We start from the raw sequence: 23,251 nt of genomic DNA, 5'->3' as shown, positions 1-23,251 counted from the left end.
CAGTGGTGCGGAAGGGGCTTCGCGCATTGTTGCAGAATCAACCGCATGACCCCTGGCCTCTGGCGCTCTCTCGGTGACCGCGCTCCGGTCTGGCCCGGAAGGAACTGGCCGCTCGGCGCGACCTGGACACCGGAGTCGACCAACTTCGCGGTCTACGCACCCGACGCCACCGAGGTGTGGCTGTGCCTCTTCGACGACAGGGACGGTCCGGACACCGAGCTGCACTACCCGCTCACCGAGCACTCACTCGGCATCTGGCACGGGGCCCTCCCCGGGATCGCCCCCGGCACTCGCTACGGCTTCCGGGTCGACGGACCGTGGGACCCCGAGCGCGGGATGCGGTTCAACGCGCGCCAGCTGCTGCTCGACCCCTACGGCCTCGCGGTCGCGGGCACGGCCGGCGCCGGCCCCGAGACCCTGCCGTACGACGTCGACGACCCGCTCGAGCCCAGTGCCCTCGACTCGGCGCCGGCCACGGCCCGCAGCGTCGTCGTCGACCCGTCGTTCGACTGGGAGGGCGACGTGCCGATGACGCGGCGGTGGCGCGACACCGTCATCTACGAGCTCCACGTGAAGGGCTTCACGCAGCTGCACGACCGGGTCCCCGAGGAGCTGCGCGGCACGTACGCCGGCCTGGGACACCCCGTCGTCACCGACTACCTTCGCGACCTCGGCGTGACCGCCGTCGAGCTGCTCCCGGTGCACCAGTTCTTCTCCGAGCCGGCTCTGCTGAAGCGCGGTCTCACCAACTACTGGGGCTACAACAGCATCGGGTTCTTCGCCCCCCACGCCGCCTACAGCTCCTCGGGCGACCGCGGCGAGCAGGTCGCGGAGTTCAAGCAGATGGTGAAGTCGCTGCACCGTGCCGGCCTCGAGGTCATCCTCGACGTCGTCTACAACCACACCGCCGAGAGCGGGTCCGACGGGCCGTCGTTGTCCTTCCGCGGCTTCGACGACCGCGGCTTCTACCGCCGCGTGCCGCCGCCGGCGCCCGGCGACGACACCGACGGAGCGGCGCCGGACTTCGACGACACCTACTGGGACGTGACGGGCTGCGGCAACACCGTCAACACCGAGGACCCGCTGGCCCTGCGACTGATCCTCGACTCGCTGCGCTACTGGGTGACCGAGATGCACGTCGACGGCTTCCGCTTCGACCTGATGTCGGCGCTGACGCGCACCGGCACGGAGATCGACATGTCCTGCAAGCTGCTCACCGCGATGGGCCAGGACCCCGTGCTGCGGCACGTGAAGCTGATCGCCGAGCCGTGGGACGTCTCGATGGGCGGCTACCTCGTCGGCGAGATGCCGGCGCCCTGGGTGGAGTGGAACGACCAGTACCGCGACACCGTGCGCGACTTCTGGCGTGGCCACACCGCCGGCATGCGCGAGGTCGCGACCCGGCTCGCCGGCTCCTCCGACCTCTACGGCGACGACGGCCGCTGGGCCTACAACTCGGTGAACTTCGTGACCGCCCACGACGGCTTCACCGTGCGCGACCTCGTGTCCTACGACGGCAAGCACAACGAGACCAACGGCGAGGACAACCGCGACGGGACCGACAGCAACCGGTCGTGGAACCACGGGGCCGAGGGCGAGACCGACGACGCCGACATCGTCGCGCTCCGCCGCCGGCAGGCGATGAACCTCATGGCGACGCTGTGCCTGTCCAACGGCGTGCCGATGCTCACCGCCGGCGACGAGCGCGGCCGGACCCAGCGCGGCAACAACAACGCCTACTGCCAGGACAACGAGATCTCCTGGGTCGACTGGCGCGCCGACGACGCCTGGCTCGACGTCTACGACCTGACGAAGGCGGCGCTGCGGCTGCGGCGCGACCACCAGACCCTGCGCCAGCGGCACTGGTTCGAGGGTCGCCCCACCATCGTCGACGGGCCCAAGGACCTTGCCTGGCTGCACCCGACCGGTCGCGAGATGACCGACGCCGACTGGCACGACGACGGCCTGCGGACGATCGGCATGTTCGTCTCGGGCCGGCCGCTGCGCGAGCCCGGCCCGCAGGGCGAGCAGCTCATCGACGCGTCGTTCCTCATGTGGTTCCACGCGGGCGCCGAGCCCTGTGCGGTCGTGCTGCCCGACAACGACTGGGTACGCCGCGGGCAGGTCGTGCTGTCCACGGACCCCGCGCTCCCCGTCGGCACGCCAGTGGAGGCGGCGCAGGAGATCAAGGTCGGGCCCCGGTCCGTCGTCGTGCTCCAGGAGGCGGAGTAGCGGCGGGGCAGCTCAGCCCTTGGGCGCGCGGGCGGCAGCCTCGTCCATCACCGGCCGCATCCCCACGGCGAGTTCGTAGACGCGGTCGTCGAGCCTGTCGGGACGCGGCGAGCCGATGGGTCCGGCTCCCCATCGACACCGGCACCGACCGCGGAGATATTTGCCGTCATCGGACGCCGGAGTGCTCGGGCTCTCGATATCGAAGGAGCAGACATGGGTGACCACAAGTACGCGAGAGCGCGGATCGAGGTCCGCACCTCATTGCCGTCGTGCGACGCGATGACGTTGGCGACGCGGGTAGCCGAGGCGACCCGGGTGACCGGCTGGAAGTACAACAAGAAGGTCGCCGTCAGGCTGGTCGAGACGAGCCCCACCCGTGCCACCTTCGAGATCGGCCAGAAGCGCCCTCTGCTCGTCTTCGACGTGCACGTCGGCGACGTCGAGCAGGGCAGCTGGTTGGTCAGCGAGATCACCGGTTACACGACGACCCAGGACACCATCGGCGGGTTCATCCCCGCGGGAGCCAAGAACATGGAGGGCTACCCGTGGTACCGCCAGTTCATGGTCAACCTCGCTGCCACCGTCGGGTCGGCCGACCCCGCGTCGACCGTCACCATGGTCGAGCGGGAGGCATGACGCGATGATCGCGCTCGTCGTCATCGCCGGGATCGTCGTCGCCCTCCTGCTGGTCAACCTGGTGGTGGACGGCCTGTTCGAAGGACTGGCTCGCGTGCTGGGGAGCCGAGGAAGTCGCAGGAGCACGTCGTCCGAGGCCGACCGTGTCGCTCGGGAGGTCCTCGGCCACTCCGACGAGTAGGGCTCCTCAGGCGACCGTGACCACGCCCAGCTCGGCCGACGCGACCAGCAACGGGTTGGAGGGCACGACCCGCACCGTGTAGCCGAAGGGACCGCTGTGGGGAAGCGCCACCTCGGCGTCGAAGCGGTGGCGGCCGCCGTCGTACGCCTCCGTCGCCTGCAGCACCGTGCAGGCGGGGTCGACGAGCACGTCCTCGGCGTCGACCCGGCCGTGGACGAGCTGGACCTCCACGTCGGACGGCACGAGGTCGCCGAGGGCGACGTAGGCGCGGACCGTGAGCGGAGCGCCGACCAGGGGTTCGTCACCTACGCCATGCGCCTCGACGTGCTCCACCCGCACGTGGGGCCAGGCGCCCTTGACCCGCGCCTTCCACGCGGCGAGCTCGCGCGCACCGGCGTAGTCGCTGTTGAGGGCGCGCGCGTTGCCCGCGGCCGGGGCGTAGAGCTGGCGCACGTAGTCGCTGACCATGCGGGTCGCCAGGACCTTCGGTCCGAGGGACTTCCAGGTGTGCCGCAGCATCTCGACCCAGCGGACCGGCACGCCGTCGTGGTCGACGTCGTAGAAGCGAGGGGCGACCTCGTGCTCGATGAGGTCGTAGAGCGCGGCCGCCTCGAGGTCGTCGCGGTGGTCGACGTCGGCGATGCCGTCGGCGGTCGGGATCGCCCAGCCGTTGTCGCCGTCGTACCACTCGTCCCACCACCCGTCGAGGACCGAGAGGTTCAGGCCGCCGTTGAGGGCGGCCTTCATGCCCGACGTGCCGCAGGCCTCGTAGGGGCGCAGCGGGTTGTTGAGCCACACGTCGCAGCCGGGATAGAGCGGCTGCGCCATGGCGATGTCGTAGTTGGGCAGGAAGACGATCCGGTGCCGGATCTCCGGGTCGTCGGAGAGCCGCACGATGTCCTGGATCAGCTTCTTGCCACCATCGTCGGCGGGGTGCGCCTTGCCGGCGATGACCAGCTGCACCGGGCGCTCGGGGTGCAGCAGCAGCGCCTTGAGCCGCTCGGGGTCGCGCATCATCAGCGTGAGCCGCTTGTACGACGCCGCGCGACGCGCGAAGCCGATCGTCAGCACGTCGGGGTCGAGGGCCGTGTCGATCCAGCCGAGCTCGGCGCGAGCCGCGCCGCGCTTCTCCCACGAACGGGTGAGCCGGCGGCGGGCCTCGTCGACGAGCCGCGCGCGCAGCACGCGCTTGGTGCTCCAGAGCTCCCCGGCCGGCACCTTGTCGACGGCGGCCCAGAAGCCCTCGGCGTCGTCGCTGTCGGGATCCGCGCCGTGGGCCGTGGCCTGCTCGATCACCTCACGCGCCACCCAGGTGGGGGCGTGCACCCCGTTGGTGATGGAGCCGATCGGCACCTCGGCCTCGTCGAAGGCGGGCCAGAGCCCGTTGAACATGCCCCGGCTGACGTGCCCGTGGAGCTGGGAGACACCGTTGGCGCGCTGGGCGAGCCGGAAGCCCATCACCGCCATGTTGAAGACGCTGGGGTCACCGCCCTCGTAGTCCTCCGCACCCAGGGCGAGGATCCGCTCGACCGGTACGCCGGAGGTCGGGCCGGCCTCGCCGAAGTACTGCTCGACGAGCGTCTCCGGGAAGCGGTCGATGCCGGCCGGGACCGGCGTGTGGGTGGTGAAGACCGTGGACGCGCGGCCGACCTCGAGGGCCGTCTCGAGGTCCAGGTGCGGTCCCTCCTCCCCCACCGTCAGCTCGCGGATCCGCTCGATGCCGAGGAAGCCCGCGTGTCCCTCGTTGGTGTGGAAGACCTCGGGCTCCGTCGCCCCGGTGATCCGGCAGTAGGTGCGGATCGCGCGCACGCCGCCGACCCCGAGCAGGATCTCCTGGCGCAGGCGGTGCTCGCTGTTGCCGCCGTAGAGCCGGTCGGTGATGTCGATGTAGTGCTCGGGGTTGCCCTCGACGTCGGTGTCGAGCATCAGCAGCGGCACCCGTCCGACGCTGGCCACCCAGATCCGCGCCAGCAGGTCCGGCCCGTCGGGGAGGCTGAGGGTGATCGTGGCGCGGCTGCCGTCGGCCTCGTGCAGCAGCGAGATGGGCAGCCCGTCGGGGTCGAGCACCGGGTAGGTCTCCTGCTGCCAGCCCTCGCGGGACAGCGACTGCTTGAAGTAGCCGTGGCGGTAGAGCAGGCCCACCCCGATGATCGGCACGCCGAGGTCGCTCGCGGCCTTGAGGTGGTCACCCGCGAGGATGCCCAGGCCACCGGAGTACTGCGGCAGCACGGCCGTGATGCCGAACTCCGGGGAGAAGTAGGCGATCTGGCGCGGCCACGCGCCGTCGTCCGGACGGCTCTCGGCCGCGCGCTGGTACCAGCGCGGCTCGGTCAGGTAGGCCTCCAGGTCCGCGCGGACCTCGCCCAACCTGCGGACGAAGCCCTCGTCCGCCGCGAGCTCGGCCCAGCGCTCGGCCGGGACCTCCCCCAGCAGCCGCACCGGGTCGTGGCCGACGGCCGACCAGAGGTCCGCGTCCACGGCCGCGAAGACGTCCTGCGTCTCCGGGTGCCAGGACCACCTCAGGTTGCCGGCGAGCTCACCCAGCGGGGTGAGGGTGGCAGGCAGCAGGGGACGGACGGTGAATCGACGGATGGCACGCACCCTCCGACCGTAACGCGTCGAGACTTGAACGATCCAAAAATGGAGGTGATCAATTCCCGCGACAGACTGTCACCGAAGCCGTAACCCCCGCCCCGATCAGCCGTTGGTGGGGTCAAGCGACGAGCGAGGCGGAGTCATGGGGGCTGCCTCGCTCGTTGCGTTCCCGGGCGCCGTCACCGACCGCCCTAGAGTGGCGTCGATGTCCACCTCTCCCCTGCGCACGGTCGCCGAGCACCAGGGTCGGATCGCCGACCTGGTCGGCACGCTCGCGCCCACGACGATCCCGCTCACGGACGCGGCCGGGCTGGTCCTCGCCGAGCCCGTCGCCTCCCCCGAGGCGCTGCCGTCCTTCGACAACTCCGCGATGGACGGCTACGCGGTGCGCGCTGCCGACATCGCGGACGCCGGGCCCGGCCGTCCGGTGACGCTGCCGGTGGCGGGCGACATTCCGGCCGGCTCGCCCGGAGGCGAGCTCGCACCCGGGACGGCCCACCGGATCATGACCGGAGCACCGCTGCCCCGCGGCGCCGACGCCGTCGTCGAGGTCGAGGCGACCGACGGGGGCACCGCGTCGGTGGCGATCAGCGCCGCGCGCGAGGCGGGGTCGTTCGTGCGCGTCGCCGGCGGCGACATCGAAGCCGGTGCGATCGCGCTGCCGGCCGGCATCCTGCTCGGTCCCGCGCAGGTCGGCCTGCTCACGGCACTCGGCCTGCAGGCGGTCGTGGCGCAGCCCCGTCCCCGGGTGCTGGTCTGCTCGACGGGCTCCGAGCTCACCGACGACCCGGAGCCCGCCGCCGGGCAGATCCGTGACTCCAACAGCGTGATGCTGGCCGCCGCCGTGGAGGAGGCGGGCGGCGTCGCCGTACGCCGGCTGTGGTCGGCCGACGACGTGCCGACGTTCCTCGGCGTCCTCGACGCCGAGCTCGACGCGGGCATCGACCTGGTGCTCACCTCCGGCGGCGTCAGCGCCGGCGCCTACGAGGTCGTCAAGGACGCGCTCGCACCGCGCGGCGTGGAGTTCACCAAGGTCGCGATGCAGCCTGGCATGCCCCAGGGCTCCGGTGTGTACGACGGCACGCCCGTCGTCTGCCTGCCCGGCAACCCGGTCAGCTCGCTGGTGTCCTTCGAGGTGTTCGTCCGTCCGGCGCTGCGGGCGGCGTTCGGGCACCCCCGCCCCTACCGCGACGTCGTGCGGGCGAGGCTGGCCGAGCCGCTCTCCTCGCCGCAGGGCAAGCGCCAGTTCCGGCGCGGTGTGCTCGACCGCGCCGGTGGCACGGTCACCCTGTCCGGTCCCGCCGGATCCGGGTTCCTCGGCTGGATGGCGCGGGCGGACTGCCTGGTCGACCTCGCCCCGGGGACCACGGCGCTCGACGCCGGGGCCGACGTGGATGTGTGGGACCTCACCCGCTGACGCGCGCGGCCACGAGGTAGCGCTCGTCGGAGATCTCCCGGCCCCAGTAGCGCGCCTCGGGCAGGGGGCGCACCACCACGTCGTCCAACCGGGTCCGCACGATCTCCTCGGCCTCCTCCGCGGTCAGGCCGGCACCGGTCGACCAGCTCCCCTCGACGAGGACCACCACGCCTGGAGGACCGACGAGGTCGACCCACCGGTCGAACGCGGCCACCGGGTTCGACATCGCCCACAGCACGTGGCGGCAGAGCACCACGTCGTAGCCGCCGCGCTCGAGGTCCGGACGGGCCGCGTCGCCCTCGACGAACGTCGCCTCCGGCACCTTGGCGCGCGCCCTGCGGATCATCTCGGGCGAGTAGTCGAGCCCGTCGACGTCGTACCCCTCGTCGACGAGCAGCCTGGTCAGCGTCCCGGTGCCGCAGCCGAGGTCGACCACGCGCGCGGGTGCGGCGGGGAGCACGCCGAGCAGCAGCTCGCGCCAGGCCTCGCGGACGGCGGGGTCGGCGAGCCCGTGGTCGGGCTCCTCGTCGAACGCCTCCGCCTCCAGGTCCCACATCTCGCGCGTCACCAGGCCAACGTACGCGCCCCCTTACCCGTCCGTGGGCAACTCACCCTCTCGCCCCTTCACCACGCAAGTGGTTGGGTGGACGCATGGTCGGACGCATCCCCGTGATCGACGTGATGCCCCTGGTCGACAACGGTCGCCTGCCCGCGAAGGCCGCCGTCGGCGAGCCGTTCCCGGTGTCGGCGACGGTGTTCCGGGAGGGACACGACCGCCTCGGTGCCGAGGTGGTGCTCATCGCTCCCGACGGCACGAGAAGACCGCCCGTGCGCCTGCAGCCGCAGGTCGCGGCCGACCGCCACAGCGTCGACCGCTACAGCGCCTGGGTCGTCCCGGACCTGCCCGGACCGTGGTCGTTCGAGGTCCAGGCGTGGTCCGACCCCATCGCCACCTGGCAGCACGACGCGGGCATCAAGATCCGCGCGGAGGTCGACGTGGAGCTGATGTTCCTCGAGGGCCGGTTGCTGCTCGAGCGCGTGCTGAAGAGCCTCGGGACGGCCAAGTCCCGCGCCGCCGAGCGGACGATCGTCGAGGGTGCGATCGAGGCCGCCGGCGACACCTCCCGCCCCGCGGAGGCGAGGCTGGCCCAGCTGGAGTCGCCCGAGCTCTCCGCCGTGCTCCTGGCGCACCCGATCCGGGAGCTGCTCACCGTCGAGGGGCCCTTCCCCGCCTTCGCCGACCGCCCACGAGCCCTCTTCGGCAGCTGGTACGAGTTCTTCCCGCGCTCGGAGGGCGCCTACCGCGACGCGAAGAGCGAGAAGGTCGTCAGCGGCACCTTCGCGACCGCAGCGAAGCGCCTCGAGGCGGTCGCGGCGATGGGCTTCGACGTGATCTACCTCCCGCCGATCCACCCGATCGGCGAGGTCAACCGCAAGGGACCGAACAACACGCTGACGCCTGGCCCTGACGACCCCGGCTCGCCCTGGGCCATCGGCAGCAAGGACGGCGGCCACGACGCCGTCCACCCCGACCTCGGCACCCTGGCCGACTTCGACGCGTTCGTCGCCCGCGCCACCTCCCTCGGGCTCGAGGTCGCGCTCGACCTGGCGCTGCAGTGCGCGCCCGACCACCCCTGGGTGGCGGCCCACCCGGAGTGGTTCACCACCCGCGCCGACGGCACCATCGCCTTCGCGGAGAACCCGCCGAAGAAGTACCAGGACATCTACCCGCTCAACTTCGACAACGACCCCGAGGGCCTCGCCCAGGAGGTGCTGCGGGTCGTGCGGCACTGGATGGCGCACGGCGTGCGGATCTTCCGCGTCGACAACCCGCACACCAAGCCGGTCCAGTTCTGGCAGTGGCTGCTGGCGCAGGTCCGCGCCACCGACCCCGACGTGCTGTTCCTGTCGGAGGCCTTCACGAAGCCGCCGATGATGCAGACGCTCGGCTCGATCGGCTTCCACCAGAGCTACACCTACTTCACCTGGCGCACCGCCAAGGGCGAGGTCGAGGACTACCTGCGCGAGGTCGCGACCGAGTCGGCCCACCGGATCCGGCCGAACTTCTTCGTCAACACCCCCGACATCCTCCACGAGTTCCTGCAGTACGGCGGCCCGGGAGCCTTCAAGATCCGCGCGGCCCTCGCCGCCCTGGGATCCCCCAGCTGGGGCGTCTACGCCGGCTACGAGCTGTTCGAGCACGTGGCGGTCCGGCCCGGGAGCGAGGAGTACCTCGACTCCGAGAAGTACCAGGTGCGGATCCGCGACTGGGAGGCCGCGGAGGCCGAGGGACGGTCGCTGGCGCCGTACCTCACCCTCCTCAACGACGTACGACGTCGCCACCCCGCGCTGCAGCAGCTGCGCAACCTCGTGATCCATCCCACCGACGACGAGGGCATCGTGTGCTTCAGCAAGACGGCCGGTGCTGACAGGGTGATCGTCGTGATCAACCTCGACCCCCACGTCGCCCGCGACACCATGGTCCACCTCGACCTCGCGGCCCTCGGCCTCCCGCCCGGCAGCACGTTCGCCGTCCACGACGAGATCTCCGGCAGCGACTGGCGCTGGGGCGTGGACAACTACGTGCGCCTCGATCCGCGTGAGGAGCCCGCCCACGTCCTGACGGTGAAGGTGGGCCAGTGACGGGCCACACGACGCTGCTCAACGACGAGCCGGAGTGGTTCCGCACCGCGGTCTTCTACGAGGTCCTGGTGCGCTCGTTCCGCGACTCCAACGCCGACGGCACCGGCGACTTCCGCGGGCTGGCGGAGAAGCTGGACTACCTGGCCTGGCTGGGCGTCGACTGCCTGTGGGTGCCGCCGTTCTTCACCTCGCCGCTGCGCGACGGCGGCTACGACGTCGCCGACTACAACGACATCCTCCCCGAGGCCGGGACCGTCGACGACTTCCACCACTTCCTCGACGAGGCGCACGAGCGCGGCATCCGCGTGATCATCGACTTCGTCATGAACCACACGAGCGACCAGCACCCGTGGTTCCAGGCCTCGCGCACCGACCCGGACGGCCCCTACGGCGACTTCTACGTCTGGTCCGACACCGACGAGCTCTACGAAGAGGCGCGCATCATCTTCGTCGACACCGAGCCGTCGAACTGGACGTGGGACCCCGTCCGCGGCCAGTACTACTGGCACCGGTTCTTCCACCACCAGCCCGACCTCAACTTCGACAACCCCAAGGTCCTCGAGGCGATGATCGAGGCGATGGACTTCTGGCTGTCGATGGGCCTCGACGGGTTCCGCCTCGACGCCGTGCCCTACCTCTTCGAGCGGCCCGGCACCAACGGCGAGAACCTCCCCGAGACGCACGAGGCGCTCAAGGAGGTGCGCCGCTTCGTCGACGCCAAGTACCCCGGCACCGTGCTGCTCTGCGAGGCCAACCAGTGGCCCGACGACGTGGTCGAGTACTTCGGCCCGGAGGAGACCGAGGACGGCGAGGTCGTCGGCACCGAGTGCCACATGGCCTTCCACTTCCCCGTGATGCCGCGCATCTTCATGGCCGTCCGGCGGGAGTCGCGCTACCCGATCTCGGAGATCATGGCCCAGACGCCGGACATCCCGAGCGGCTGCCAGTGGGGCATCTTCCTGCGCAACCACGACGAGCTGACCCTGGAGATGGTCACCGACGAGGATCGCGACTACATGTGGGGCGAGTACGCCAAGGACCCCCGCATGAAGGCCAACATCGGCATCCGGCGCCGGCTCGCGCCCCTGCTCGACAACGACACCAACCAGATCGAGCTGTTCACCGCCCTGCTGCTCTCGCTGCCCGGCTCCCCCGTCCTCTACTACGGCGACGAGATCGGGATGGGCGACAACATCTGGCTCGGTGACCGCGACGGCGTGCGCACGCCCATGCAGTGGACGCCCGACCGCAACGCCGGGTTCTCGGCGGCCACGCCGGGCAAGCTGCACCTGCCCGTTATCCAGGACCCGGTCTACGGGTACCAGAGCGTCAATGTCGAAGCACAGCTCGAGAACGGCTCCTCCCTGCTCCACTGGACGCAGCGGATGATCCAGGCGCGCCGCAAGCACCACGCCTTCGGGCTCGGGTCGTTCACCGACCTGGGCGGCTCCAACCCGACGGTGCTGTCCTACGTGCGCGAGCACACCTCCTCGGACGGGGAGAGCGACGTCATCATGTGCGTCAACAACCTCTCCCGCTTCCCCCAGCCGGTCGAGCTCGACCTGCGCCGATTCGAGGGTCGCGTCCCGGTCGAGCTGCTCGGCGGCGTCCCCTTCCCCGCGGTCGGCGAGCTGCCCTACCTGCTGACCCTCAGCGGTCACGGGTTCTACTGGTTCCGGCTCACCGACCCCGACACAGACGAACGGCCGGTGATCTGAAGGTCATGTCCACCCGCGCTGAGTCCCTTCTCGGCTACCTGAGCGAAGCGCGTTGGTTCGGCGGCAAGGGCCGTGAGTTCACGGTCTCCGGCGTACGACGCCTCGGCACCGTCCCCGGACGTGCCGAGCCCCCGGTGGTGATCGACCTGGTCGAGGTCACCTACCCCTCGCACAGCCCCGAGCCCGACGAGAAGGAGCTCTACCAGCTGCCCCTCGTCCTCGCGACCGAGCCGGAGGCCGGCCTCGACAGCGCGTTCGTGGGCTGGTGGGAGGACCCCGACCACGGCTGGGTGCACGCGTACGACGCCCTGCACGACCGGGCGAGCACGACGCTCCTCCTCGAGGCGATCGCAGCCGAGGCCGACGCCGACGGGTTGGACTTCGTCCGGCTCCCCGGGCACGAGCTCGAGCTCGACGCGGTCCCCTCGCTCTTCAGCGGCGAGCAGTCGAACTCCTCGGTGCTGTTCGGCGAGGACTCCGTCCTGAAGGTCTTCCGCAAGATCACGCCCGGCGCCAACCCCGACATCACCACGCACCAGGTGCTGACCGAGGCCGACTCCCCGCACGTCGCCGCGCTCTACGGCTGGATCGCGGCCGAGGACCCGGGCGGCACGGGCGAGCCGCTCCACCTCGCGATGCTGCAGCAGTTCCTTCGCACGGCCAGCGACGGCTGGGAGATCGCGCTCGCGAGCGTGCGCGACCTCTTCTCCGAGGCCGACCTCCACGCCGAGGAGGTGGGCGGCGACTTCGCTGCGGAGGCCGCCCGGCTCGGGACGGCGCTGGCGGAGGTGCACGTGCAGCTGCGCGAGGCGTTCGGCGCCGACACCCTCGACGCGGCCGTGGTCGCTCAGCAGATGGCGCTGCGGCTCGGCGCGGCGATCGACGTCGTGCCCGCGCTGGCGGAGCACGCCGACCGCCTGCGCGGCGCCTACGGCGCCCTCGCCGACCTCGGCAAGATCGACGTGCAGCGCATCCACGGCGACCTCCACCTCGGTCAGACGTTGCGCACCATCAAGGGCTGGAAGCTGGTCGACTTCGAGGGTGAGCCGGCCAAGCCGCTCGCCGAGCGGCTGCTCCCCGACAGCCCGTGGCGCGACGTGGCGGGGATGCTCCGCTCCTTCGACTACGCGCCGCACGCCATGGCCCGGTCGCTCCCCGAGGACGACCCCGACGTCAGCGCGCAGCGCGAGCGGCGTGCGGAGGAGTGGGCGGCCCGCAACAAGGCGGCGTTCCTGACGACCTACGCGGGCGCCAAGGCGACGACCGCGGGAGGCGAAGAGATGACACTGACCCAGGAAGAGGGTGTTCTCGTGGCGGCCTACGTCGCCGACAAGACGGTCTACGAGTGCGTCTACGAGGCGCGCAACCGTCCCTCGTGGCTTCCGATACCCCTGGCAGCGGCGGCGAAGGTGGGCACCCCATGACCGGCTCCGGCAAGCAGATCCTCGGCGAGCTCGACCTCCACCTCATCGGAGAGGGCCGCCACGAGCAGCTCTGGCAGGTGCTCGGGGCCCACGTGCGCGACGACGGCACGACCTTCGCCGTGTGGGCGCCCAACGCGCAGTCGATCAGCGTCGTCGGCGACTTCAACGGCTGGGACGGCAACGCGCACGCCCTGCAGCGGGTCGACGGCACGGGCGTGTGGACGACCCTCGTCCCGGGCGTGGCGGGCGGGACGGCGTACAAGTTTCAGATCCAGGGTGCCGACGGCATCTGGCGGCAGAAGGCCGACCCGATGGCGTTCTACGCCGAGGAGCCGCCGCGCACCGCGTCGCGCGTCTTCCAGTCCAGCCACGTCTGGCAGGACGACGAGTGGCTCGCGCAGCGGGCCCGCAAGACGCCGGTCAACGAGCCGATGGCGACCTACGAGCTGCACCTCGGCTCGTGGAAGAAGCACCCCGACGGCTCGTACTGGTCCTACGACGAGCTCGCCGCCGACCTGCCCGCCTACCTCAGCGACCTGGGCTTCACCCACGTCGAGCTGATGCCGGTGATGCAGCACCCGTTCGGCGGCTCGTGGGGCTACCACGTCACCTCCTACTTCGCGCCCGACGCCCGCTTCGGCGACCCCGACGGGTTCCGGCGCCTCGTCGACGCCCTGCACCAGGCCGGCATCGGCGTCATCCTCGACTGGGTGCCGGGCCACTTCGCGACGGACGAGTGGGCGCTGGTGCGCTTCGACGGCACGCCGCTCTACGAGCACCCCGACCCGCGCAAGGGGTGGCACCCCGAGTGGGGCTCGCACATCTTCGACTTCTCGCGCAACGAGGTGCGCAACTTCCTCTTCGCCAACGCCGTCTACTGGCTCGAGGAGTTCCACGCCGACGGCCTGCGCGTCGACGGGGTGGCCTCGATGCTCTACCTCGACTACGCCCGCAACGACGGCGAGTGGGTGCCGAACAAGTACGGCGGCCACGAGAACCTCGAGGCCGTCCAGTTCCTCCAGGAGCTCAACGCCACCGTCTACAAGCGGGTCCCCGGCATCGTGACGATCGCCGAGGAGTCCACCTCCTGGCCGGGCGTCACCGCGCCCACGTCGGGCGGCGGGCTCGGCTTCGGGTTCAAGTGGAACATGGGCTGGATGCACGACTCGCTCGGCTACCTCAAGCACGACCCCGTGCACCGGGCCTACCACCACGGCGAGCTCACCTTCGCGCTGGTCTACGGGTTCACCGAGAACTACGTGCTGCCGCTCAGCCACGACGAGGTCGTGCACGGCAAGGGGTCGCTCGTGCGCAAGATGCCGGGCGACCGCTGGCAGCAGCTGGCCACCCTGCGCGCCTACCTCGCCTACATGTGGGCCCACCCCGGCAAGCAGCTGCTGTTCATGGGCTGCGAGTTCGGCCAGGACTCCGAGTGGGCCGAGTCGCGCGAGCTCGACTGGTGGCTGCTCTCCGATCCCGCCCACGCCGGCATGCAGTCGATGGTGCGCGACCTCAACGCCCGGTACGTCGACAACGCCGCGCTCTGGAGCCGGGACAACGATCCTGCGGGGTTCGGGTGGATCGACGCCAACGACGCCGGCCACAACGTCTTCTCGTTCGTGCGCAGGGCGCCCGAGGGATCCGGCGAGCCCGACCTCGTCTGCGTCACCAACTTCGCCAACAGTTCCCACGGCTTCTACCGGCTGGGCCTCCCCTCGGCGGGCCGGTGGACCGAGGTGCTCAACACCGACGCCGAGTCCTACGGTGGCTCCGGCGTCGGCAACCTCGGCGCGGTGACCGCGGAGGCCGCACCGGACGCGGAGGCGCTGGCGCCCGGCGGCAGTCCCGCGTACGCCGTCCTCACCCTGCCGCCCCTGGCCACGACCTGGTTGCGTGCCCCGGCGAAGCCCTGACCCGGCTGTTCTAGGGTGATCCCGTGCCCGACCAGCCCGACACGCAGCTCTCCACGGTGTCCGACCGGGTCGCCCGGATCCACTGGTCGGCCGACCTGGCCGAGCGCGGGTGGCAGGCCGCCGTCGACGTCGTACGACGTGACGTCGCGGCCGCCCTCGTCGACCACGACCGCGTGGAGGCCGTCGTGCCCGCCGACGACGACCAGGCCCAGCGCATCGCGACCTGGTCCGGCTTGCGCCGCGAGGGCATCCAGCGTGGGGTCGGCGGCGACCGCGTCGTCTACGCCCGGCTCGTCGACGACGTGCCGGTGCACGAGCCGGGCGGGTTCCGCGCCCTGCTGAACTCGTTCCTGCCCCGCAAGCGGGCGATCAGCCAGATGCTCGTCCGCGACACCTCACCCGAGCCCCGGGTGCTGCTCTGCCAGCTCACCTACAAGACCGACTGGGACCTGCCGGGCGGCGTCGTGGAGGTCGGCGAGTCCCCGCTGCTGGCGGTCGCCCGCGAGGTCGACGAGGAGCTCGGGCTCCAGATCCCCGCCGGACCGCTGCTCCTGACGGACTGGCTGCCCCCGTGGGGTGGCTGGGACGACGCGCTCTGCCTGGTCTTCGACGGCGGTGTGCACGAGCCCTCCCTCGTCGAACGGATCGTGCCGCAGGCCCGGGAGATCCGGTCGGCGGAGTTCTGCACCCTCGACGAGGTCGACGAGCGGGCCGCCGACTTCAGCGCCCGCCGCATCCGCGCCGCGATGGGCAACCTCGGGGGCGGCCCTGCGTACACGGAATCGGGTCGGTGACCAACCGCCTGGTCGCTGCCGCCGGCACCACCGCCCTCGCCCTTGCGCTCACTGCCTGCTCGGGCGGTAGTCGGGTCAGCGACAGCTCGGACGGCCCGATGGACACGGCCACTGGTCCGTACGCCGACATCGAGGAACCGTTGCTCGACTTCTGCGACCTGGTCGACATCGAGACGGTCGAGAGCGCAACCGGGCTCGTCGGGCTCGCCAGCAGTTCGTCCGTGAGCATCACCGCCGGCGAATTCGGGTCCAAGGAGATGAGTTGCGCCGCGACCACCCCGTCGCTCGACGACGACTCTGCGGCGACGATCGTCCGCATCCCCAGCGGCGGGCAAGGCCGCACGTCCGAGAGGGACCTGCTGGCCTTCGGCGAGAACGCCCAGTCGGTGAACGGCTTGGGAGACTGGGCCGTCCTCACCTCGCCGGGCGGCGGCCATGACGAGGCAGCGATCCCCGACGCCTTCTCCGCGATCATGACCGTCGCCGACGGCGACAACTACTGGGAGTTCATGGTTCACCGCGATTCCGGCGTGGAGAAGTCCACCCGCGCGGCCGCCACCGCGCTGGCCCGCGAGGTCTTCCCCGCGTTTGCCGGCCTGCCCCCTGTCTCGGTCACCGACCTGACCGCGTCGCCCTGGCGTCCGGAAGCGGTCCTCGACGTGGAGGACGCCTGGGTGGTGGCTGCGCTCTCCGATGACGCCGAGATCAGGGACATGCGATGGGGACAAGGCTCACAGCCCGCGTCGATCGACTGGATCACCCCGACCGCGATCAGAGACGGCATGTCGAAGTCGGTGTCCGTCGGGGTCACCGGGAGTCCTGACTTCTGGTCCCGTGAGCTGGAGCGCAGGGACCATAACGCGGAACAGTCCGGAGAGGAACCGCCGGAGCCGGAGGCGCTGGAGGGGCTCGGCGACGAGGCGTGGATGTTCGACACCCTCGAGGGCGCGGGGCCGGACGACGGGGACGACACGACCTACGGGCAGCGGGCCCGTGGCTCCACCTACATCGCCTGGCTGCAGGACGGCGCCTGGTGGACGGTGAGCCTGACCGTCGTTGGCGAGATGGTCAGCACCCGGGGGCGAGCCCTCGCCCTCGCTGAAGCCGTCGCTGCCGCCGGCTGAGCCGATCCTCGGCGGCCGCGGGCCCAGTGCCACCAGCACCCCGGCCACCAGCACCGCCCCGCCGACCAGCTCGGCCGGCGTCGGCCGCTCGCCGAGCAGCAGCCACGCAGAGCCGATCGACACCGGCGGGACCAGCAGGATCCACGGGACGACCGAGGCCGACGGGTTGCGCGAGAGCAACCCGTTGAAGATCGCGTAGCCCACCAGTGAGGCCAGTCCTGCCGTGTAGAGGGTCGAGACCGCGGCCTGCCACCCGAAGGCGGCGACACCGTCCGCGATCGCTCCAGGACCGTCGAGCAGGAGGGCGAGCGAGGCCATCGGCACCGGTACGACGACGGCCGACCAGACCGTGAGCGGCAGGCCGCCGCGCACCCCCGACGCCCGGGAGACGACGTTGCCGACCGCCCACGAGAGCGCGGCGAGCAGGCAGAGGACGAGGGCGACGAGCGGGATGTGCCCGCCGCGGCCCAGCCCGACCACGAGGAGGCCGACGACCCCGAGGCCGACCCCGACGGCCTGGGGCGCCGTGGGTCGCTCGCGGAGCGCGAGCGCCGCCAGCACGATCGTCAGCACCACTTGGGCCTGGAGCACGAGACCGGCGAGGCCGGCCGGCATCCCTGCCGCCATCGCGGAGTAGAGCAGTCCGAACTGGCCCAGCGACATGAAGACGCCCACCGCCGCGACCACGCGCCACGGAGCATCGGGTCTCGGCACGAGGAAGACCGCCGGGAGCACGACGGCGGTGAAGCGGACGGCTGCGAAGAGCAGCGGCGGGACCTCACCCATCCCCCACTCGATGACGACGAAGTTGAAGCCCCACAGCGCCGCGACGAGCGCGGCGAGCAGGCAGTCCCGGCGGCTCACGACGACCAGCCTGCCGCGGGTGACCGTGAAGCACCAGCGAATCTTCCTGCACCGCTCGATGTAGCATCACTTCATGATCGACCTCGCGGCCCTGACCGGCCTCCGCGCCGTCGCGACCCACGGGTCCGTCGTCGCCGCAGCCGAGGCCACCGGCTTCACGCCGAGTGCCGTGTCGCAACAGGTGAAGCGGCTGGAGCGGCAGGTCGGCGTACCCCTCCTCGAGCGGGTGGGCCGCGGAGTCATGCTGACCAGCCACGGCCGACACCTGGTCGAGGCGGGAGAACAGGTGCTCGCCGACCTCGAGCGGCTCGAGGCGCAGCTCCAGCACCGTGCCGACGTGGTGACTGGCACGATCCGGCTGGTCGCCTTCTCCACGGCGATGCGCGGCATGGTGGCCCCTGTGGCACGTCGCCTGCTCGACGCGCACCCCGGGCTCACCCTCGCCCTCGACGAGCGCGAGCCCTGGGACGCGGTCGAGCTCGTCTCGGCGGGCCAGTGCGACGTCGGGCTCGTGCACCGGTGGGGCGGGGTCTCCTTCGCCGTCCCCGAGCACGTCACGAGCACCCGCGTGACCGACGACGTGGCCGACCTCATCGTGCCGGCGGGCCACCCGCTCGCCGGACGGGCGAGCGTCACCCCGCACGACCTCCTCGACGTCGGCTGGATCGCGACGCAGGAACACACGATCTGCCGCCAGTGGCTGCACCGGATGTACGACGGCACCGGCCGTCCGCCGCGCATCGCGCACGTCTCGATGGAGTTCGAGTCCCACCTCGCCCTCGTCGCCGCCGGCCTCGGTGTCGCGCTCGTGCCGCGCCTGGGCCGTGCCCCCCTCGGACCCGACCTGGTGGCCGTCGAGGTCACCGACCCGGTCCCCACCCGCCTCGTCGATGCCCTGTACCGCCGCACGATGGCCGACTCCCCCGCCGTGCGGGCCGTCCTCGAGGCGTTACGGGACGCGTGAGTCCAGGGCCTCGCGCGCGAGCATGGTGGAACCGACGACGGCAGCGGGCATCATCAGGACCGCGCCGAACGGCACGAGGAAGCAGAGCTGGACGACCGTGCCGAAGCCGAGCATCGCCGGCCGGTGGCCGGCCAGCAGCGCCTTCTGGTCCGCCCGGTCCAGGCCGCGCGCCTCGAGTGACCGGGAGACCAGCTCACCGGCGACCAGCCGGCCCGAGACGACCACGCCGAGGACCGGACCGACGACCGGACCGACCACCGGCACGAGCCCGATGACGAACACCCCTGCGGTGGTGGCGATGCCCAGCACCACCAGGCCCGCGCCGTCGATCGCCCCCCGTAGCCAGCCGACGCCGCGCTCCGGGACGTCCCCGCCGAGCATGAGCTCGGTCTCCCGCCAGATCTTCTCGTAGAACGGGTCGCCGACGGCGAGCGTGAGGCCGGTGAAGGTCACGACGAAGAGGACCAACGAGCCGAGGAGCAGCGCGATGGCGAGGCCGATGCGCAGCACGCCCCGCGCGGCTCCGGACCAGTCGTCGGCGAACGGGGTCGCCCAGGCGACCAGGTCGTCGACGTAGAGGACCCCCACGACGAGGAGTCCGACCATGACGACCAGCACCAGCAGCGCCGGCACGATGCCGAGCAGCATCAGCCCCGGTCGCCGGCGCCACATCCTCAGGCCGTGGAGGAGGAACCCCGCTCCGTGCGCGAATCCCATCCCCGACCGCACCGCGATGCTCAGAAGAGCGCCGAGGCGAGCGCCTGACGGCCCTTCAGGACCCGGGGGTCGTCGTTGCCGACAGCGGCGAACAGGCTGACGAGGTGCTCCCGCACGCGGTCGCGCTCCTTGTCGGAGGTACGGCGGACGAGCTCGACGAGCCGCGCGAAGGCATCCTCGACGTGGCCCCCCAGCAGGTCGAGGTCGGCGACCATGATCTGCGCGTCGACGTCGTCCGGCGCGGCGGCCGCAGCCGCCCGGGCCTCGTTGAGGTCGACGCCGTGGGTGCGCTGCAGGATCTTGGCCATGGCGAGACCCGCTGCCGCCTCCGCGTCGGCCGGGTTGGCGTCGACCAGCTTCTGGTACTCGGCGACGGCGCCGTCCATGTCGCCGGCGGCGAGCGCGTCCTGCGCAGGGGCGTAGCGCGGGTCGGGCCCGGCCTCCTCCTCGCCCTCCGCGGGCGCAGCGGCGGCGAGCGGCTGGTGCCGGCCCGTGATGCCCTGCGCCGTGAGCTGCTGCCCGAGCTGGTTGAACAACGTGCTCAGCTCGTCCCGCGTGACCATGCCCGGGATCGGCTGGATGGCGGGCCGGCCGTCGAGGAACACCATCAGGAGCGGCACCGGGAGCTGCTGGAGCTGCGAGGCCTGCGCGATCACCTGGGCGATCTGGGCCTGGGCGTCGACGTCGACGAGTCCTGCGAGGAACCGGCCGTCGTACTGCCCGACGAGGTCGGCCACGTCGGCGGCCATCTGGCTGCTCTCCGGGGCCTGCGTCGGCGAGTGGAACACGAGGACCACCGGCGCGGTCGTGGAGGACTGCAGGACGGTCTGGAAGTTCTGCTCGTCGACCTCCACCGCGTAGGCCGAACCGGTCGCCGCCCCGCCTCCGCCCGACGGCGTCGAGGACGGCTGGGGCGCGGGGCGCTTCAGGGCCGAGAGGTCGATCGCACCCCGGCCGGCGAAAGGCTGCTGCGTCATGCGACCGATTCTAGGAGTCGGCCTCGAAGTCCCCCGCCTCGGCCCGCACCGGACGGAGCAGCTCGGAGATCTCGTTGAGCTGCTCGCGCTCGAGCCCGTCGAGCGCGAAGCCCGCCGCCACCAGGTCCTCGGTCGCCCGCTCGACGAGCGCACGGCCGGCGGGGGTGATCTCGGCGAGCACGGCCCGGCCGTCGTCGGGGTGCGGCACCCGCACGATCAGGCCGCTGGCCTCCAGCCTCCGCACGATCGAGGTGACCGAGGTGGGATGCACCTGCAACCGTTCGCCCATCTTGCCGAGCGGCAGCGAGCCGCGCGAGGAGAAGACGAGCAGGACCAGGGCCTCGTAGCGGGCGAACGACAGGCCGTGCGGTCGCAGCAGCGAGTCCAGGCGGGCGAGCACGAGCTGCTGGACGCGCATCAGCGACGTCACGGCGTGCATGGCGTCGACAGCACCCCAGCGCTTGGTCCACTGCCGGGCCGCCTCGTCGATGGGATCGAAGGGAAGCATCAGTTGGGAACCCTAGGCCCACGAGGACGGTGCGCGCTGGACGACGCGGCGAATGGTCGCCCTCAGAGGCCGTAGTCGGCCGTCCTCGGCGGCTTGCTGCTGGCGCGGAGCCACGCGTCGAAGAACGCGTCCAGCTGCTGTCCTGACACGCGCTCGGCCAAGGACTCGAACTGCTCCGACGTCGCGTTGCCACCACCGTGGATGTCGACCCACCGGCGCAGCAGCCGCCGGAAGTCGGGTTTCCCGATGACGTTGCGCAGCGCTGCCAGCGCCATCGAGCCGCGCTCGTAGATCTCGCTGCCGAACAGGTCGTTCATCGAGCACTGGGGCGCCGTCGCCCCGCACGGATCGGCGATGTCGAGGTCCCAGAAGTCCGCACCCGCCGCGCGGTAGGCGCGCCGCAGCCAACTGGCGGTGGACGCGCCGCCGTGCGTCTCGGTCCAGCGGTGCTCCATGTAGGTCGCGAAGCCCTCGTTGAGCCAGACGTCGCGCCAGCGGGCGACCGACACGTCGTCGCCGAACCACTGGTGGGCGAGCTCGTGGACCACCACGCCGCCGTAGATCCAGCTCCCGTAGGTCGGCCGGCTCTGGTTCTCCAGGGCGAAGTTGACGTCGAGGCTCGTCACCACGCCACCGGTCGTGGCGAACGGGTAGGTGCCGAGCTCGTCCTGCAACCACGCGGTCACCTTGGCGGACTTCCGCAGTGCGCTCATCGACCGCTGGCGGTCGGCCAGGCCGAGCCGGCGCGAGACGGCGTTGTAGTAGCTGAGGCCGTGGGAGCGACCCTTCTCGATCGCGAAGTCGCCGGCGGCGAAGAACGCGAGGTACGTCGCCATGGGGTCGCTCATCCGCCAGTGCGTCGTCGCCCGGCGGCCGTGCTCGGTGCGACCGACACGGACACCGTTGCTCACGACCTCGCGGCCCTTGCCCGTGGTGATCCGGATGTCGAACCGCGCCTTGTCACTGGGGTGGTCGTTGCTCGGGAACCACCAGGCCGCCATGTGGGGCTCGCCCATCGTGACGACCTCGTGGCGGTCGGCGAGCCAGCCCTCGCCGCCCTGGGGGATGCGCTGCGGGTAGCCGTGGTAGCGGACCGTGACGTCGGCAGGGGTGCCCGGGGTCAGCGCGGTGGTCGGCGTGACGCGGAGCTCGTGGATGGTGGTCTTCTCGAACTCCGCCGGCTGCCCGTCGACCTCGACCGAGTCGACCTTCAGCAGCAGGTCGAGGTCGAGCTCGGCGAGCTCGACCGAGGGCGCCAGGCGGATGGTCGTCACGCCGGAGAGGCGCCGTTCGCCCAACCGGTAGGTGTCGTGGATGTCGTAGTGGAGCACGTCGTAGCCCGCATTGCCGTCGGCCGGGTAGTAGGGGTCCGGCACCCGGGGCGCACTGGTCGGGACCGCGGCGGCACTGGAGGCGAGGGCGCCGACGACGACCGCGACGAGGCCTGAGGTGAGCGTGGGGACGACCCGAGAGAGAAGCGGCACGCGCACAACCTAACCCGGCCCCGGCGGACCACCGGAAAATGCGTTGCACGCCGCGCGCGGCCCCGGGAGGATCGCCTCTTGGACCGCGCGACCGCGCGGTGCCCGATCGAGAGGAGCGTGACATGTCCACGACTGTCCTCGGCCTGCCCGCCGACCACCTCTTCTCGATCTGGAGCAACCATCACCATGTTCCCGGAGTTCCCCTCCACGCCGGCTGAGACCGGCGACCCCCTCGACCCGCGTTTCGTCTTCGACTTCGTCGCCTACGACGACCTCGGCGCCGGCCAACGCTGGTCCACCTGGCTCGACGTCGAGCCGCTGAGCCGCGGCCCCGAGCCCCGACCCGACTGGGTCGTCACCTCCCAGGGCGCGATCGACACCGAGCTCGGCATCCTGAAGACCGGCAAGGAGGCCGACGTCTTCCTGCTCGAGCGCGCCGATCCGCACGACCCCTCATGCTCGGTGGTGATGGCGGCGAAGCGCTACCGCGCGCCCGAGCACCGGTCCTTCCACCGGTCGGCCACCTACACCGAGGGCCGCAGCATGAAGCGCTCGCGCGACGAGCGCGCCCTCAAGCGCAAGAGCACGTTCGGCCGCGAGGTCGCCGCGGGCGAGTGGGCGGTCTCGGAGTGGTCGGCACTGGTGCGGTGCTGGGAGCTCGGGCTGCCCGTCCCCTACCCCGTGCAGATCGACGGCACCGAGCTGCTGATGGAGTGGATCACCGTCGACGGGGAGACCGCGCCTCGGCTGGCACAGACCCGGCCGGACAAGGCGCTGCTCGCGTCGTACTACGACCAGCTGCGCGACGCGCTGGCGACGCTCGTGCAGTCGGGTCTGGTGCATGGTGACCTGTCGCCGTACAACATCTTGGCGGCGGGCGACCGGCTGGTCGTCATCGACCTCCCCCAGGTCGTCGACCTCGTGGGCAACGCCGCCGGGTTCGACTTCCTGCTGCGCGACTGCACCAACGTGTGCGAGTGGTTCGCACGCCGCGGGCTGGAGGTCGACCCTCAGGAGTTGTTCTCGGACCTGATGGCCCACGCCTTCTGAGGGTCGACCT

At 71.4% G+C, this 23,251-nt stretch carries 19 protein-coding genes and 1 pseudogene; 13 read left to right on the top strand and 7 right to left on the bottom strand.

Annotated features, from left to right (window positions below):
* Positions 1-45: 45 nt before the first annotated feature.
* From glgX to ACAX67_RS09255, 3 genes are all read left to right on the top strand, one after another.
* Positions 46-2,232, top strand: a complete 2,187-nt coding sequence (gene glgX / locus ACAX67_RS09265; protein ID WP_370703515.1) for a glycogen debranching protein GlgX — start codon at positions 46-48, stop codon at positions 2,230-2,232.
* Positions 2,233-2,445: 213 nt separating this feature from the next.
* Complete coding sequence (locus ACAX67_RS09260; protein ID WP_370703514.1) at positions 2,446-2,868, top strand: hypothetical protein; 423 nt, start codon at positions 2,446-2,448, stop codon at positions 2,866-2,868.
* Between the two features lie 4 nt (positions 2,869-2,872).
* A complete protein-coding gene (locus ACAX67_RS09255; RefSeq protein WP_370703513.1) occupies positions 2,873-3,049 on the top strand; it encodes a hypothetical protein in 177 nt (58 codons plus the stop codon).
* Positions 3,050-3,055: 6 nt separating this feature from the next.
* On the opposite strand, the gene glgP is transcribed toward ACAX67_RS09255, so the two are convergent.
* A complete protein-coding gene (gene glgP / locus ACAX67_RS09250; protein WP_370703512.1) occupies positions 3,056-5,650 on the bottom strand; it encodes an alpha-glucan family phosphorylase in 2,595 nt (864 codons plus the stop codon).
* 199 nt (positions 5,651-5,849) lie between these two features.
* Between glgP and ACAX67_RS09245 the strand changes: the two genes are divergently transcribed.
* The gene (locus ACAX67_RS09245) at positions 5,850-7,061 is read left to right on the top strand and encodes a molybdopterin molybdotransferase MoeA (protein WP_370703511.1); all 1,212 of its coding nucleotides are present in this window, start codon (positions 5,850-5,852) and stop codon (positions 7,059-7,061) included.
* On the opposite strand, the gene ACAX67_RS09240 is transcribed toward ACAX67_RS09245, so the two are convergent.
* Positions 7,051-7,629: a class I SAM-dependent methyltransferase gene (locus tag ACAX67_RS09240; RefSeq protein ID WP_370703510.1), complete on the bottom strand. Its 579-nt coding sequence runs from the start codon at positions 7,627-7,629 to the stop codon at positions 7,051-7,053. The genes ACAX67_RS09245 and ACAX67_RS09240 overlap by 11 nt on opposite strands.
* Positions 7,630-7,712: 83 nt before the next feature.
* Between ACAX67_RS09240 and ACAX67_RS09235 the strand changes: the two genes are divergently transcribed.
* The 7 genes from ACAX67_RS09235 to ACAX67_RS09205 are packed head-to-tail and all read left to right on the top strand — an operon-like array spanning position 7,713 to position 16,876.
* Positions 7,713-9,704 (top strand): alpha-1,4-glucan--maltose-1-phosphate maltosyltransferase, encoded by a 1,992-nt coding sequence (locus ACAX67_RS09235; RefSeq protein ID WP_370703509.1) that lies wholly within the window; start codon positions 7,713-7,715, stop codon positions 9,702-9,704.
* The gene (gene treS, locus ACAX67_RS09230; protein ID WP_370703508.1) at positions 9,701-11,422 is read left to right on the top strand and encodes a maltose alpha-D-glucosyltransferase; all 1,722 of its coding nucleotides are present in this window, start codon (positions 9,701-9,703) and stop codon (positions 11,420-11,422) included. Before ACAX67_RS09235 ends, treS begins: the two co-directional genes overlap by 4 nt.
* 5 nt (positions 11,423-11,427) lie before the next feature.
* Positions 11,428-12,846: a maltokinase N-terminal cap-like domain-containing protein gene (locus ACAX67_RS09225; RefSeq protein ID WP_370703507.1), complete on the top strand. Its 1,419-nt coding sequence runs from the start codon at positions 11,428-11,430 to the stop codon at positions 12,844-12,846.
* Positions 12,843-14,759 (top strand): 1,4-alpha-glucan branching protein GlgB, encoded by a 1,917-nt coding sequence (gene glgB, locus ACAX67_RS09220; protein WP_370703506.1) that lies wholly within the window; start codon positions 12,843-12,845, stop codon positions 14,757-14,759. The genes ACAX67_RS09225 and glgB overlap by 4 nt, the downstream gene beginning before the upstream one ends.
* Positions 14,760-14,782: 23 nt before the next feature.
* Positions 14,783-15,553 (top strand): NUDIX domain-containing protein, encoded by a 771-nt coding sequence (locus tag ACAX67_RS09215; protein WP_370703505.1) that lies wholly within the window; start codon positions 14,783-14,785, stop codon positions 15,551-15,553.
* The gene (locus ACAX67_RS09210) at positions 15,550-16,677 is read left to right on the top strand and encodes a hypothetical protein (protein WP_370703661.1); all 1,128 of its coding nucleotides are present in this window, start codon (positions 15,550-15,552) and stop codon (positions 16,675-16,677) included. The genes ACAX67_RS09215 and ACAX67_RS09210 overlap by 4 nt, the downstream gene beginning before the upstream one ends.
* On the top strand, positions 16,610-16,876 hold the full coding sequence (locus tag ACAX67_RS09205; protein WP_370703660.1) for a hypothetical protein: 267 nt from the start codon (positions 16,610-16,612) through the stop codon (positions 16,874-16,876). The genes ACAX67_RS09210 and ACAX67_RS09205 overlap by 68 nt, the downstream gene beginning before the upstream one ends.
* Here the strand turns inward: ACAX67_RS09205 and ACAX67_RS09200 are convergent.
* Positions 16,765-17,541: pseudogene (locus ACAX67_RS09200) on the bottom strand (EamA family transporter); the annotation flags it as partial. The gene ACAX67_RS09205 and the pseudogene ACAX67_RS09200 sit on opposite strands and share 112 nt — an antisense overlap.
* 73 nt (positions 17,542-17,614) lie before the next feature.
* Between ACAX67_RS09200 and ACAX67_RS09195 the strand changes: the two are divergent.
* A complete protein-coding gene (locus ACAX67_RS09195; protein ID WP_370703504.1) occupies positions 17,615-18,505 on the top strand; it encodes a LysR family transcriptional regulator in 891 nt (296 codons plus the stop codon).
* Here the strand turns inward: ACAX67_RS09195 and ACAX67_RS09190 are convergent.
* From ACAX67_RS09190 to ACAX67_RS09175, 4 genes are all read right to left on the bottom strand, one after another.
* Positions 18,491-19,222 (bottom strand): EI24 domain-containing protein, encoded by a 732-nt coding sequence (locus ACAX67_RS09190; protein ID WP_370703503.1) that lies wholly within the window; start codon positions 19,220-19,222, stop codon positions 18,491-18,493. The two genes, ACAX67_RS09195 and ACAX67_RS09190, sit on opposite strands and share 15 nt — an antisense overlap.
* A gap of 20 nt (positions 19,223-19,242) precedes the next feature.
* On the bottom strand, positions 19,243-20,199 hold the full coding sequence (locus ACAX67_RS09185; protein WP_370703502.1) for a co-chaperone YbbN: 957 nt from the start codon (positions 20,197-20,199) through the stop codon (positions 19,243-19,245).
* A gap of 10 nt (positions 20,200-20,209) precedes the next feature.
* Entirely contained in the window at positions 20,210-20,707 is a 498-nt protein-coding gene (locus tag ACAX67_RS09180; protein ID WP_370703501.1) for a MarR family winged helix-turn-helix transcriptional regulator, read from the bottom strand.
* 62 nt (positions 20,708-20,769) lie between these two features.
* Entirely contained in the window at positions 20,770-22,191 is a 1,422-nt protein-coding gene (locus ACAX67_RS09175) for a M1 family metallopeptidase (protein WP_370703500.1), read from the bottom strand.
* Between the two features lie 186 nt (positions 22,192-22,377).
* Between ACAX67_RS09175 and ACAX67_RS09170 the strand changes: the two genes are divergently transcribed.
* Entirely contained in the window at positions 22,378-23,241 is an 864-nt protein-coding gene (locus tag ACAX67_RS09170; protein WP_370703499.1) for a serine protein kinase RIO, read from the top strand.
* Positions 23,242-23,251 lie beyond the last annotated feature (10 nt).

Origin of the sequence: Nocardioides candidus, from assembly GCF_041321175.1 — a bacterium.
Taxonomy (GTDB): domain Bacteria; phylum Actinomycetota; class Actinomycetes; order Propionibacteriales; family Nocardioidaceae; genus Nocardioides.
The sequence above is the reverse complement of the archived record's forward strand: the minus strand, read 5'-3'. Positions and strand labels throughout refer to the sequence as shown.

What these genes read in the sequence shown, in the direction of transcription:
- glgX (WP_370703515.1), top strand. Translation starts at nt 46, where the DNA reads ATGACCCCTGGCCTCTGGCGCTCTCTCGGTGACCGCGCTCCGGTCTGG.
- ACAX67_RS09260 (WP_370703514.1), top strand. Translation starts at nt 2,446, where the DNA reads ATGGGTGACCACAAGTACGCGAGAGCGCGGATCGAGGTCCGCACCTCA.
- ACAX67_RS09255 (WP_370703513.1), top strand. Translation starts at nt 2,873, where the DNA reads ATGATCGCGCTCGTCGTCATCGCCGGGATCGTCGTCGCCCTCCTGCTG.
- ACAX67_RS09245 (WP_370703511.1), top strand. Translation starts at nt 5,850, where the DNA reads ATGTCCACCTCTCCCCTGCGCACGGTCGCCGAGCACCAGGGTCGGATC.
- ACAX67_RS09235 (WP_370703509.1), top strand. Translation starts at nt 7,713, where the DNA reads ATGGTCGGACGCATCCCCGTGATCGACGTGATGCCCCTGGTCGACAAC.
- ACAX67_RS09225 (WP_370703507.1), top strand. Translation starts at nt 11,428, where the DNA reads ATGTCCACCCGCGCTGAGTCCCTTCTCGGCTACCTGAGCGAAGCGCGT.
- glgB (WP_370703506.1), top strand. Translation starts at nt 12,843, where the DNA reads ATGACCGGCTCCGGCAAGCAGATCCTCGGCGAGCTCGACCTCCACCTC.
- ACAX67_RS09195 (WP_370703504.1), top strand. Translation starts at nt 17,615, where the DNA reads ATGATCGACCTCGCGGCCCTGACCGGCCTCCGCGCCGTCGCGACCCAC.
- ACAX67_RS09190 (WP_370703503.1), bottom strand. Translation starts at nt 19,222, where the DNA reads ATGGGATTCGCGCACGGAGCGGGGTTCCTCCTCCACGGCCTGAGGATG.
- ACAX67_RS09185 (WP_370703502.1), bottom strand. Translation starts at nt 20,199, where the DNA reads ATGACGCAGCAGCCTTTCGCCGGCCGGGGTGCGATCGACCTCTCGGCC.
- ACAX67_RS09180 (WP_370703501.1), bottom strand. Translation starts at nt 20,707, where the DNA reads ATGCTTCCCTTCGATCCCATCGACGAGGCGGCCCGGCAGTGGACCAAG.
- ACAX67_RS09170 (WP_370703499.1), top strand. Translation starts at nt 22,378, where the DNA reads ATGTTCCCGGAGTTCCCCTCCACGCCGGCTGAGACCGGCGACCCCCTC.